Source organism: Blautia sp. BIOML-A1, from assembly GCF_009883055.1.
Lineage (GTDB): Bacteria > Bacillota > Clostridia > Lachnospirales > Lachnospiraceae > Blautia_A.
The window spans coordinates 125691-138370 of sequence record NZ_WWVR01000011.1 but is presented as its reverse complement, the minus strand read 5'-3'; the positions used below and the strand labels follow the sequence as shown (position 1 = coordinate 138370).

The 12680-nt window shown below is 41.3% G+C and carries 11 protein-coding genes and 1 pseudogene; 1 reads left to right on the top strand and 11 read right to left on the bottom strand.

The features are described from left to right. Positions 1–3 precede the first annotated feature (3 nt). The 3 genes and pseudogenes from nagA to GT674_RS07275 all read right to left on the bottom strand — a co-directional run. Positions 4–1152 (bottom strand): N-acetylglucosamine-6-phosphate deacetylase, encoded by a 1149-nt coding sequence (nagA, locus tag GT674_RS07285; protein WP_161285102.1) that lies wholly within the window; start codon positions 1150–1152, stop codon positions 4–6. A gap of 36 nt (positions 1153–1188) precedes the next feature. Continuing rightward, the gene (locus GT674_RS07280) at positions 1189–2010 is read right to left on the bottom strand and encodes a glucosamine-6-phosphate isomerase (protein ID WP_161285101.1); all 822 of its coding nucleotides are present in this window, start codon (positions 2008–2010) and stop codon (positions 1189–1191) included. A gap of 169 nt (positions 2011–2179) precedes the next feature. Beyond that, positions 2180–3067, bottom strand: a pseudogene (locus GT674_RS07275) (LarC family nickel insertion protein); the annotation flags it as partial. A gap of 318 nt (positions 3068–3385) precedes the next feature. Here GT674_RS07275 and GT674_RS07270 point away from each other — a divergent pair. After that, a complete protein-coding gene (locus tag GT674_RS07270) occupies positions 3386–4444 on the top strand; it encodes a LacI family DNA-binding transcriptional regulator (RefSeq protein WP_161285099.1) in 1059 nt (352 codons plus the stop codon). A gap of 51 nt (positions 4445–4495) precedes the next feature. On the opposite strand, the gene GT674_RS07265 is transcribed toward GT674_RS07270, so the two are convergent. From GT674_RS07265 to GT674_RS07230, 8 genes are all read right to left on the bottom strand, one after another. Next, complete coding sequence (locus GT674_RS07265; protein ID WP_161285098.1) at positions 4496–5557, bottom strand: SIS domain-containing protein; 1062 nt, start codon at positions 5555–5557, stop codon at positions 4496–4498. A gap of 44 nt (positions 5558–5601) precedes the next feature. Next, positions 5602–6453 (bottom strand): class II fructose-bisphosphate aldolase, encoded by an 852-nt coding sequence (locus tag GT674_RS07260; RefSeq protein ID WP_161285097.1) that lies wholly within the window; start codon positions 6451–6453, stop codon positions 5602–5604. A gap of 37 nt (positions 6454–6490) precedes the next feature. Then, complete coding sequence (locus tag GT674_RS07255; protein WP_161285096.1) at positions 6491–7498, bottom strand: LacI family DNA-binding transcriptional regulator; 1008 nt, start codon at positions 7496–7498, stop codon at positions 6491–6493. A gap of 111 nt (positions 7499–7609) precedes the next feature. Next, positions 7610–8614 carry an ABC transporter substrate-binding protein gene (locus tag GT674_RS07250; protein ID WP_161285095.1) on the bottom strand — a complete coding sequence of 335 codons (1005 nt, stop codon included), beginning with the start codon at positions 8612–8614 and terminating at the stop codon, positions 7610–7612. A gap of 87 nt (positions 8615–8701) precedes the next feature. Further along, positions 8702–9712, bottom strand: a complete 1011-nt coding sequence (locus GT674_RS07245) for an ABC transporter substrate-binding protein (protein ID WP_161285094.1) — start codon at positions 9710–9712, stop codon at positions 8702–8704. A gap of 84 nt (positions 9713–9796) precedes the next feature. Then, complete coding sequence (locus GT674_RS07240; RefSeq protein WP_161285093.1) at positions 9797–10588, bottom strand: ABC transporter ATP-binding protein; 792 nt, start codon at positions 10586–10588, stop codon at positions 9797–9799. Next, positions 10567–11349 (bottom strand): ABC transporter permease, encoded by a 783-nt coding sequence (locus GT674_RS07235; protein WP_161285092.1) that lies wholly within the window; start codon positions 11347–11349, stop codon positions 10567–10569. Before GT674_RS07235 ends, GT674_RS07240 begins: the two co-directional genes overlap by 22 nt. Before the next feature lie 44 nt (positions 11350–11393). After that, the gene (locus GT674_RS07230) at positions 11394–12560 is read right to left on the bottom strand and encodes a 6-phosphofructokinase (RefSeq protein ID WP_161285091.1); all 1167 of its coding nucleotides are present in this window, start codon (positions 12558–12560) and stop codon (positions 11394–11396) included. Positions 12561–12680 lie beyond the last annotated feature (120 nt).

Genomic DNA, 12680 nt, shown 5'->3' with positions numbered 1-12680 from the left:
TCCTTATACTTCTATTTTTTTACCTTTTACAAATGTATTAACGACAGAATACTCTTTATCCAAAATTACTACATCCGCATCTTTGCCTGCATCAAGGCTTCCGATCCTGTCATATACACCCAGCATTCTGGCCGGGTTGCAGGTAAGAAGCGGCAATATCTCTTCCAGAGATCTTCCTGTAAATTTAATCAGATTCTTAAGGGCACATCCTGTTGTCAGTGTGCTTCCGGCTCTGGAATCTCCATATTTCAGTTTTGCATCTCCATCCTTTACAACAACCGGATTAACCCCCAGCATGTATTCTCCATCCGGAAGTCCGGCTGCCATAATAGAATCTGTTATAGCAATTACTTTATCCAGCCCTTTCATCTTCAGCAGGAAACGAACCGTTCCAGGATGCAGATGTCGTCCGTCACAGATGGCCTCACAGTAAATATCTGATTCCAGAACAGCTCCCATAATGGCCGGAAAATGCTGATGCAGAAGTTTCATTGCATTAAAAGTATGTGTAGCTGCCACAGCACCCTCATTGATACATTTCCATGCAGTTTCATAATCTGCACCCGAATGTCCGATTGCAACCTTCATGCCAAGATCGATCATTCCTTTAATTGCTTCCGGTACACCTTTTACTTCCGGTGAAACCGTGATATAACGAATATTTCCACCTGCTGCCTCCTGATATTCCTTCAGAAGTTCCAGGTCGGGAGAGATCAGTAAATGCTCCGGCATAGCCCCTTTATACTCTGGTGAAAGAAACGGTCCTTCCAGATGGATTCCAAGAAGATCTGCACAGTTTTCATGTCCGTCCTTCTGTGCTTCCTGATGCTTCACCGCTTCCTTTATAGTCTTTAAGGTCTGCTCTTTTGAGTCCGTCAATATAGATGAGAGCCATGATGTAGTTCCCTGTGTTGCAAAAAAATGTCCGATCTTTTCAAAGCCCTGCTGGTCTGCCGCATTTACATCTACTCCGGCGCCACCATGAGTATGCACATCTATAAAACCCGGCACTACATAATTTCCTTTTGCATCATAGATTTCATCCACGTTCCCATCTTCGGCAGAAATAATCTTTCCCTCTTTCAGAACAAGTTCTTCTTCTGAAAAAGTTCCATTCTTATATACCTTTCCATTTATGATCCGAACGCTCATATTTTTCCTTCTTTCTGTTATCCGCTACTGTGCTTCTCAGTCAAGTGCTGCAACAAATTCTGTGATCTTCAGATTAATATCCGGATGTGATGTGAGAAGAGAAACAGGGAAATCAGAAGTTGCCTCTCCATATGCGGTTCTTCTCACAACTGCTCTGTGCCAGTTTCTGAAGCATCCCAGACGGATCTTCCTTGCATGAGAAATCTCATAGATTCCAATAGTCACACAGTAATGAGGCATATCTTCCAGTGCTCCGTTAAAATCACCGATCGCATTCGCTGTTCTTGTCTCCTTCGTAATCTCCAGCACACGGGTTTTCTGTGCAAGAAATTCTTCATTTGTAAGTGACGGGTCTGCCTCATTAAATGCCACATGTCCATTAATTCCTATTCCGCCAAAACAGATATCAACGCCACCCAGTTTTTCGATCAGTTCAGGAACATATTCCGGATGAATCGGATCAGGAAATACTCTGTGATCTTCCGGCATTACCAGTTCCGGACGGATTTTATCATAAACCGTACGCTGCATAAATCCTCTGAAACTCAACGGATGATCTTTGGAAACCCACTGTTTTTCATCGTCCAGATATTCATCCATATTGATAAACCACACATCTTTCAAACTGATATTCTGCTCATTAACCATATCCACAAAATACGGATACTGTCCTACAGGGCCTACCGGACAGATAAATACTGTCTTCTCTCCCTTTGCATTATGCATCTTAATCTCGTCCACCATTTCAACTGCCATAGAGTGAAATACCGCTGCATTATCCTCCATAACAATGACCGGAAGTTTCGGATCATTTCCCACCAGTTCTTCCTTCGTATAGTTATAATAACTATGTCCCATATCGCTTTCCTTCCTTTCATTTCTTCTTTATTTCGCTGCATTTATTGTTAATTCAATTATAGTTGATATCTTTTTTTTAATCAACAAATACAATGCAAATTTGATCTGAAAGTACACAAACGTTTGATTACTATACAGTTCCTATACAATGACCATATATACTCTATGAAATAAACATTGCCCTAAGGATTCCGGGGCATTCATACTGACGTTTTCCGGCACCAACCCCGGTTTTCTGGATCACAAATTCCTTCGGAAGCTGGTCTTTTGTTTTTATTGCTGCCGCAATAGCTGCTCCTGTAGGTGTTACAAGTTCACCCTCAACATCTGTTATTTTCATATTCAGATGATTTTCATTTACCACATTCACAACTGCCGGAACAGGTACCGGAAGGATTCCATGCTGACACCGGACAGTACCACAGCCCTCATGAAGGACCGGAACAATGACATCTGTAATTTCCAGATTATCCAGACAAACCGCAGCTGACACGATATCTACAATAGAATCAACCGCTCCAACTTCATGAAAATGAACCTGATCTGCCGGTACATTATGAGCTTTACCTTCTGCCGCTGCAAGAATTCCAAAGATTCTCAGTGCAGTCTTTTTTGCATTCTCTGTCATATCACTGTGCTCTATCATATGTGCGATTTCTTTCAGCCCCCGATGCTCATGATGATGATGTCCATGTGCAGATTCTGTGTCATGAGCATGTGTGTGTTCCTGTGTATGAGAATGCATATGCATCTCATCTGTACCATTCTCATGTGTATGGTGATGGGTGTCTGCCTCTGTATTTTCATGATGATGTCCGTGAAGATATTCCATATCATGATCATGGTTTTCATGTTTTTTATCCAGCATGACATCAAAATCACAGGCATCAATACCACCTTTTACGACCCTGCTGATTTTTGTCTGAAAGCCTGATACCGGAAGGCTTTTCAGTGCACTGTCCAGAACTGCCTGATCTGCTCCCAGATCAAGAAGTGCTGCAACTGTCATATCACCACTGATCCCGGAATAACACTCCAGATATAAAGTTTTTCCCATAATTTAAGTCCCTCCACTTCATCTTCTTTCGTTTCTTAGCTTATAAAAATTATATTAGTTTTTATTCTTTTTATCAAGAATTTACAAGCAACTTCTCTGAAAAAACACGCAAACGTTTTCCTTGTTTCGTTGATTTTTAACGTACTTTTATTGTTTTTTCGGCTTACTTTTATTGTTTTTTTTCTGACTTATTGTATAATTATCTATACAATCATAAATAAATGCCGGTATCCATTCAGAAGTTTTCGCGGACCTGTAAATTCCTGGATGCTTACCGGTACTCTAATCTTGTCAGAGATTAAAAACGTGGAGGTCATTATGACATTAAAAGAAATTGCCAGACAGGCAAACGTCTCTGTTTCTACGGTTTCCAGAGTAATAAACCAGAAAAACACAAAGGCGGCAAGTCCTGAAGTTCAGGAACGCATCTGGGAAATTGTACGCAAAAGCGGTTATACTCCCAATGCCACAGCCCGAAGCCTGAAATTGGGACAGAAAGCTCAGATCCAGAACATAACCCCAAAATCCATTGCCTGCATTTATGCAAGAAGCAATTCAGCCGTTTCTGATCCGTTCTTTTCCCAGATTGCAAAAGCGATCGAACAGGAAGCTTTCAAAAGCAACTATTTTATCCGTCACTCATTTACAGCCATGGATATTGCCAATCCGGACATAGCCAGACAGCTCTCTCAGTTTCCGGTAGACGGTATTGTGATCCTTGGTCGATATGAGAAGCAGCTTCTGCGCTTTTTTACTCAGAATTACAAAAACGTGATCTATACCGGTCTGAACCCGATAGGAGATCAGTATGACCAGGTGGTATGCGATGGAAGTGATATTTCCTATAATGCCCTTTCCTATCTCGTAGAGCTTGGACACACAAAGATTGGATACATAGGTGAGCAGAATAACGAAGTACGTTTCAGCGGCTACAAGGAAGCATTGACCAAGCTTGGACTTCCGTTTTTGCAGAAAAATACTGCAAACGTCCATCTTTCTGCCGATGGCGGCTATAAGGGTGCCAATATTCTGATGCACAATAAAGCTGATATTTCCGCAATTTTCTGTGCAAATGATACCACTGCAATCGGCGTCATCCACGCATTAAAAGAGCAGAATCTCAGAATACCTGAAGATATTTCTGTTATCAGTGTAGATGATATTGAGACCGCTCAGTATCTTTCTCCTATGTTGACCACGATCCACATTCCGCTGGAAGAACTTGGACGAGTGACAGCCAGAACCCTTATCGACCGCATTAATGGAGGCCATCGTCTTCCTATGCGTATCACACTGCCATTCTATATTGCCAAGAGAGACAGCTGTGGAAAACTCAGCCGGAAACGAAAAACTTTCGCTGATCTGATTCCGCAATAATGCAAAAAGGATCCCCGCCAGGAAATTCCTGACGGGGATCCTTTTTGTAATTTATTTTAATACAATAGCCTGGGTCAGATGTCTCGGGGAATCTGCATCCAGATTTTTGCTCTCTGCAATATAATATCCCAGCAGCTGTCCGATAAATCCGATGATCGCACTGTACTGCATATCATTCCAGCCTTTATCCATAGAGTATACATAATCAGCAATCTGATCAAAAGTATCACCCAGTTCTCCTCCAAGGACTGCAACTGTCGCACCATAGCTCTTCATCTGTTCCATAAGTGCCTTGTCACCATCTCTGCAGGCTTTGTTGCTCAGGCATACGATCAACGTATTTTCATCCACAAGACTCATTGGTCCGTGACGGTATTCCAGATCATAGTATCCCTCAGAATTGCTGAGTCCCATTTCTTTCATCTTATTCATGCACTCATTGGCAACACCATAATAAATACCCTGTCCAAGAATAATATAGAGATTCAGATTTTTATGCTCATTCATAAGTTTTGCAGACAGCTCATCCATTTCTTTCAGAACCTTCTCAGCATATGGAGCATAATCTTTCATTGCAGCAATCTCATCCTTCTTGCCACCTACATACATAGCCATGATAACAGCCATATATAACATACTTGTGAAGGAACGCGTCATAATAACACTGTCTTCCGCTGTATCCGGTGAAAGGATGTAATAGTCATTATATTTTTCACTGTCTTTATCACAGGTGATAGCTAAAGTAGTAACCTGAGGATAGGTACGAACTTTATCAATAGCCATTCTTACTTCTGTGGTATAGCTTTTTCTGGTAATTGGAAGAATCAGTACGTTTCTGCCTTCTTTTACATAAGTTTCCGGGAAATAATACAGTTCTGAGCACGGAACACCTTTAGATGGAATTCCTGTATATGTAGAAAATGCTGCTGCAGAAGCCTGTGCCAGGTAAAGAGATGTTCCACATCCTGTGAAGATCAGTTCATCATATTTTTTTTCACCAAAAAATACCTTGTCCAGAGTTTTGAAAATATCCTCCAGGGTATCATTTACAGCCTGGAAAGAAGCTGGCTGCTGATACATTTCTTTATAAGTCAGTTCACTGTTTTTTTTCATTTTTATATATCCTCCAAAATTTATTATCCTTACTGTTATTAATCTCAGGCTTTTCCTTCTGAGCCTGCAAGACGAATAATCTTTTTGATATCTTCTGTCAGTGCATCATTTGCCATCTGTGAAAGTTTCCAGGAATGGCCCTGATGATTTGTCTTTAATGCTTCTTCATAATGTTCTACATATTTATAACGGATCTCTGTACCAAAATTAATTTTCGCAACACCAAGTTTAATAGCTTCTTTGATGATGTCTTCTCTCATACCCGTACATCCGTGAAGAACAAATGGAACATCTGTAAATTTTCCTACCTCTTCCAGAACTTCCAGCTTGATATCCGGCTCACCTTTATAATATCCATGTGCATTTCCGATTCCGATAGCCAGAGAATCTGGCTGGCACAGATCCAGGAACTGACGAACCTGTTCCGGATTTGCCACATTTTTGTTCTCCATCTGAGCACCGGCTTCATCTAATCTTAAAAGTTCTCCAATCTCTGCTTCTACCGGAACATTGAAACATTTTGCTACTTTGATCACTTCATTTGTAAGTCTGGCATTTTCTTCGATCGGTTTTGTGGAGCCGTCGATCATCAGGGAAGTAAAACCGTTCTTTAATGATTTCATACAGATATCAAAACTATCACCATGATCCAGATGGATTGCGATCGGTACACTTACTTTGTTTGCACACCATTTGCATACTTCCACAAACCAGTCATCTCCTGAATACGCTCCGGTAGCCACATAATGAGCCAGAATTGCAGGTGAATGCATTTCTTCCGCTGCTCTGCAGATTGCCCAGATAATATCATAGTTTCCACCCTGTGTATTCATTGCCGGTACTGCATAATGTTCTCTGCGTGCCTTTTCCAGCATTTCCTTACTTGTAACTAACATATTTTCACTTCTTTCTCCTGCTCCCGGCAGGTTCTATTTATTGTTTTGTACTGTCCCGAATGATCAGTCTGGCTGTAATACTTATGTTTTTATCCGTTTTTTCATTTCGGATCAGCGCAAGAAGTGCTTCCATTGCAGATTTTGCCACTTCCTCTTTCCGAATCTCCACTGTAGTAAGGGCCGGACTTACATAATTACTTATAAAATCATTATCAAAGCCTGTCACCACCAGATCATCCGGAACTTTTCTTCCTATTCTTCGCGCCACCGAAAGTGCCACTGCAGCCAGCTCATCATATCTTGCTACTATTGCATCAACTGAAGGATTTTTTTCCAGCATCAACTGAAGTCTCTCCTCCAGTTCTTTTATATCTTCGCACCCGGAAATTCTCTGTTCCGGTTCAAAAACAAGACCTGATTCTTTTATCTGATCCAGAAATCCCTTCAGATGGATATCCCTGTCACAGGGCCTTCCTGTTTTATCCAGATAAATCAGATTCCTGCATCCGTTTTTTACAAGATGTTTTACGCACTCCCTGCTCCCTTCATAAAGTCCTGTGTCCACCAAAACAGTATTCTGAAAGTCGCTTTCTATTTCCCGGTTCAAAAATACCACCATCGGAACTCCCGACTTCGCCAGAAGCTTCAGTTCCCTGTCCGTCACCCCCGATGCACTGACAAATAAACCATCGAACTGTCTGCTTAAAATCTGACTTACAAATTCTTCCTCCCCTCTGCTTTCGCAAAGAGAGATCATATATCCCTGCTTGTAAACGTCGCGGCTCATCTGGCTTACCAGTTCAGGAAAATAACCACTACTCAGTTCTTCTGCTATAAAAAGAATCTGCCGGCTGCCTTTTCCATGAAGTGCCCTTGCTATATTATTAGGCTGATACTGAAGTTTTTCCACAGCCTCAAGAACGCGCTGTCTTTTCTCTTCTTTTACATAACGGTTTTTGTTAAGCACATAGGAAACGATCGTTTCTGATACCCCGGCTTCCCTCGCCACATCTTTTCTCGTTACTTTCTGTCGTCCGTTATACACTGTTTTGTTCCTTTCCCGGTACTTTCCTTTTTCAGCATACACACGATTCAAGAATGCCTTTTTAAAGATTACACAGACATTACTGCCTGTGTAATCAAACAGCCATATTAGTTATTCAGCGCAGGCTTCTTTCATTACATCCAGGAGAACATAATCCTCAACCGGAGTCTCTTCACAGTCACCACTTTCAACGAAAGATTTCTGCTGCAGTTCATAATATCCTTTAACTTCATCCAGATGATTTCTTATAAAGTCACTTGTTGTCCAGTCAGCTACATTTACCTGCTCAAGAAGAGTCTGTTTGTCAAGTTTGATCTTATCTGCGATCCATCCGCAGACTTCATCGTCATGACTGTGGTCTGCTCGATAGTCAAATCCCTTGTAAAGAGCTCTTGCAAATCTTACAAGCAGGTCTCGATTTTCCTCTGAATATTTTTTCATTACGATCCAGCTGTCAAGAGATACTGTATCTGCACGGAATGTTTTGTTGTCTGTCAGCTGTATAGCATCATCCACTTCCTGAAGAACCTTCAAAGAGTTTGGTACCCATGTTGCACAGGCATCAACACTTCCTGAAATCATTGCTGTTACAATATTAGTTGCATCCATATCAATAGCCGTAATATCATCCATTGTCATACCACCCTTGGCAAGGGTCTTTTTCAGGATATCTTCACTGGATGTTCCTGAAGAATATGCAATTTTTTTACCTTTCAGGCCTTCGATCGTATCTGTTCCTTTTTCTTTGCTTCCGATCACACCATCACTGTTGGATACGTGTGCAAGTGCAAAGATATCTGCTCTGCCATTGATGCAGAGTTTATGAGCGCCCTGTCCGATATATCCAATATCAATAGAGCCGGACTCCATAGCCTGAATAACAGTAGGGCCATCTGCAAATTCTGTAAGTTCTACATCAATATTTTCATCTTCAAAGTAACCCAGTTCAACTGCTGAGATCAGACCATTCAAGCTTGAATAATCCGGCATATAAGCTACATTTACCGTTACTTTTTCCGGTGTTTCTGCTGCTGCACTTACACTCATTGCTCCGCCACAGATTACCATAGATGCGGTCACTACCATTACCGCTAATTTTTTCCATGTGTTTTTCATTTCTTCCTCCCTGTGTACACACGTGTGTATATTCTTTTTAAAGATTACACAGACATTACTGCCTGTGTAATCTGAAGGTTATATTAATTATTCAGCACATGCTTCTTCCATTACATCGAAGAGAACATAATCGTCAACTGGTGTTTCTTCACAGTCACCGCTTTCAATGAATGTTTTCTGCTGCAGTTCATAGTAGCCTTTGATATCATCCATATTGTTTCTTACGAATTCACTTGTTGTCCAGTCAGCTACATTTACCTGATCAAGAAGAGTCTGTTTGTCAAGTTTGATCTTGTCAGCGATCCATCCGCAAACTTCGTCATCATGGCTGTGATCTGCACGATAGTCAAATCCTTTGTAAAGAGCTTTTGCAAATCTTACGAGTACGTCATGGTTTTCTTCTGCATATTTCGGCATTGCGATCCAGCTTGCAAGAGATACAGTCTGATCAATAAATGTCTTGTTATCTGTCAGCTGTACACCATCATCGCCAAGTTCCTGAAGAACCTTCAGAGAGTTCGGTACCCATGTTGCGCAGGCATCAACACTTCCGGAAAGCATCGCTGTTACAATGTTTGTTGCATCCATATCCATTGCTGTGATATCGTCCATTGTCATATCACCTTTTGCAAGGGTCTTTTTCAGGATATCTTCACTGGATGTTCCTGAAGAATATGCGATTGTTTTTCCTTTTAAGCCTTCAATTGTATCTGTTCCTTTTTCTTTGCTTCCGATCACAGCATCACCGTTGGATACGTGTGCAAGTGCAAAGATATCTGCTTTACCATTGATGCAGAGTTTGTGAGCACCCTGTCCGATATAACCAACATCGATAGAGCCGGACTCCATAGCCTGAATGATTGTCGGGCCATCTGCGAATTCTGTAAGCTGCACATCAATGTTCTCATCTTCAAAATATCCAAGCTCAACTGCTGAGATCAGACCATTTAAGCTCGCATAGTCAGGCATGTAAGCTACGTTTACCGTTACTTTTTCCGGTGTTTCTTCCGCTGCTGCACTTACGCTCATTACTCCGCCACAGATTGCCATAGATGCGGTTACTGCTATTGCTGCTAACTTCTTCCATGTTTTCTTCATTTTCTTACTTCCTTTCTTTTTTGGGTAGTATTTAGTGATTACGTTTATTCCGAACCGTTCCGGATTGAAAACGGTCAAAATTTATTATTTTCTTACTTCCAGATATTCCTGATATACCTGACTCCAGATATGATTCTTAAGCTCCATAAATCTTGGGCTCATTTTTGTTTCCTGATCACGCGGATACGGAATATCAATATCTACGATTTCTTTAATACGTCCCGGTCTTGCACTCATAACGATAACTTTCTGAGCCAGAATAATAGCCTCATCAACATCATGTGTGATAAAGAAGCATGTTTTTCTTTCACTTTCCCAGGTTTTCAGAAGTTCTGTCTGAAGCTGAGTTCTTGTCTGGGCATCCAGCGCACCAAACGGTTCATCCATAAGAAGAACTTCAGGTTTTACTGCATAGGCTCTTGCAATAGCAACACGCTGTTTCATACCACCGGAAAGTTCCTTCGGATAATGATTTACGAAATCTTCAAGCTGTACCATCTTGATATATTTCATTGCTATCTCTTTTGCTTCTGCATCGCTTTTTCCCTGCAACTTCAGTCCAAACATAACATTCTTCAGAACTGTCAGCCATGGGAACAGTGCATACTGCTGGAATACAACGCCTCTCTCTGTACCGGTTCCTTCAATTTTCTTGCCATCAATATAAACAGCTCCACTGGTTGGGGTATCCAGACCGGCAATAATGTTCAGTAATGTAGATTTACCACATCCAGAAGGTCCTACCACACAGATAAACTCATTTTCTTTAATATCAAGATTTACTCCGTTTAATGCAGTCATCTCACCATTACGGGTCTGATAAACCTTTTTAACGTTATCAATCTTAAGTTTTGTCAATCTCTCTTCTCCTGCCATCCTGTTACCCTTCTTTCTAAGTATTTAATGATTTTTTCCATAACCAGACCAATGATACCGATGATGATGATGTACATCAGCATACCTGCTGTCTCAAAACTGTTTGCCAGAGAACGGATTCTCATTCCCAGACCAGCAGTTGCTCCTGTTGTTTCTGCTGCGATCAGTGTTGTCAGCGCAACAGAAATACCAAGACGTACGGCAGTTAAAATAAAAGGTGTTGTAGCCGGGAAAATTACTTTAACAAAGATATCTCTGTCTTTTGCACCAAGAACTTTGGCTGCTTTTACAAGTGTGTTATCAATGTTTCTTACACCCTGATAGATTGTAACTGTCATAATCAGGAATGTTGCAATCCAGATAACGATGATCTGTGGTTTTCTTCCGACACCTGCTGTGATAACAACCAGCGGTACATAAGCAAGAGGCGGGATGTTACGAATAAACTGGATCCATGGTTCCAGGATTCCTCTTACCGGTAAATACCATGCCATCAGGAATGCGACCGGAACTGCTGTCACAAATCCAAGTGCAAAACCAGCCAGAATTGAAATCATAGAACTGCAGAAGTCCTGTGCAAGTGCACCGTTATCGACCATTTTTTTGGCCGCCTCAAGAATTGCCGGGATAAATGGGAAGCTTCGTGCTGTCTTCGGGTTGATAGATAATGCAAACCATAACAGAACAGCTACTGCAAGGGAAATCAGTACCCATGTCCATCCCGGGATAGACTGCAGTGCTCCTTTTTTCTTTTTGTCCATAGTTACTCTCCTTTCAATGGAACATATTCATTTTTATTTCGTTTTTAAAGGTAATCCTTGAAATTCAGGAATTCCGGAAGCGGCTCTCCGATCAGCGGACGACACCAGTCTACAAATTCCTGTGTCACATCATTACCTCTTTCATTTATGAAACTGTCAGGCATCTTTCTCTCATAAAGCATAACCTCTTTGATAGGAACAAGTTTGGTTTTCATCTGGTACACAGTTCCCGGAACTCTTTCAAATCCAACCATTACTCCGCTGTGTCCTTCTACTGCACTTTTTAATGCAGCTGCACCTGCCTGTCTTGCCTCTTCTCTGTCCACTGACGACTGAAGTGCTACAGAAGCTCTTCCGCAAAGACCAGGTTTCTCACTTCTTGCCTTAATTCCAAGTTTCTTGACTACCAGGTTCGCCAGATGAGAACTTACATCTCCATAGTAGACAGCTCTTTCTGATTTGAAGATCGGAGGAACGATAGATTCTCCATTTTTATCATGAAGTCCTTCACTTACCAGAACTACCACTCCGCCTTGTTTTTTCTGAAGTGCTGCCACATCTTCAAGGAACTCATCTTCGTTGAAATTTCGTTCCGGCAGATAGATCAGATGAGGAGCATCTCCCTGTTTTCTTCTTGCCAGTGCAGACGCTGCTGTGATCCATCCGGCATTTCTTCCCATGGCTTCCATAATACATACATGGATAGGAAGAGATTTTACATCTTCGCCAACCTCCTGGGTAGAAGCTGCAATGAATCTTGCTGCACTTCCATATCCCGGCGAGTGGTCTGTCATCGCGATATCATTGTCAATAGTCTTTGGAATTCCCACCACTTTGATATCCTGATCCTTACAGACTTCATAAATATGACCGCATGCATCCATGGTTCCGTTTCCACCATTCAGAAGGACATATTTAATATCATGCTTCTTAAAGATATCCACCATCTTTTCATAATCTTTTTCATACAAAGGATATCTTGAAGAGCCAATTGCCGAAGCAGGTGTATGCAAAAGAAGCTTTAATTTTTCATCATTAAACGAAGTTAAATCAATGAAAGTTTCTGAAAAAATTGCTCCGGTTCCTCCAATAGCACCGTAAACCTTTCCAACCTCCGGATTTCGTTTCGCTTCTTCAATCACACCATAAAGGGATGCATTAATGACTGCTGTAGGTCCACCACCATGTACCACTAATACATTTTGTGACATATTCCGCTTTCCTTTCTGTTGTCTATTGTGCATTTTACAATAAACTTTTTGTTTTTCATGAATGTGTTTTATTCACTTTTTACTTTGTAGTCTTATCTTAACATATTGACGCAAAAACAA

What these genes read in the sequence shown, in the direction of transcription:
- GT674_RS07240 (WP_161285093.1), bottom strand. Translation starts at nt 10,588, where the DNA reads ATGGCAGGAGAAGAGAGATTGACAAAACTTAAGATTGATAACGTTAAA.
- GT674_RS07245 (WP_161285094.1), bottom strand. Translation starts at nt 9,712, where the DNA reads ATGAAGAAAACATGGAAGAAGTTAGCAGCAATAGCAGTAACCGCATCT.
- GT674_RS07265 (WP_161285098.1), bottom strand. Translation starts at nt 5,557, where the DNA reads ATGAAAAAAAACAGTGAACTGACTTATAAAGAAATGTATCAGCAGCCA.
- GT674_RS07280 (WP_161285101.1), bottom strand. Translation starts at nt 2,010, where the DNA reads ATGGGACATAGTTATTATAACTATACGAAGGAAGAACTGGTGGGAAAT.
- GT674_RS07250 (WP_161285095.1), bottom strand. Translation starts at nt 8,614, where the DNA reads ATGAAAAACACATGGAAAAAATTAGCGGTAATGGTAGTGACCGCATCT.
- nagA (WP_161285102.1), bottom strand. Translation starts at nt 1,152, where the DNA reads ATGAGCGTTCGGATCATAAATGGAAAGGTATATAAGAATGGAACTTTT.
- GT674_RS07260 (WP_161285097.1), bottom strand. Translation starts at nt 6,453, where the DNA reads ATGTTAGTTACAAGTAAGGAAATGCTGGAAAAGGCACGCAGAGAACAT.
- GT674_RS07230 (WP_161285091.1), bottom strand. Translation starts at nt 12,560, where the DNA reads ATGTCACAAAATGTATTAGTGGTACATGGTGGTGGACCTACAGCAGTC.
- GT674_RS07235 (WP_161285092.1), bottom strand. Translation starts at nt 11,349, where the DNA reads ATGGACAAAAAGAAAAAAGGAGCACTGCAGTCTATCCCGGGATGGACA.
- GT674_RS07270 (WP_161285099.1), top strand. Translation starts at nt 3,386, where the DNA reads ATGACATTAAAAGAAATTGCCAGACAGGCAAACGTCTCTGTTTCTACG.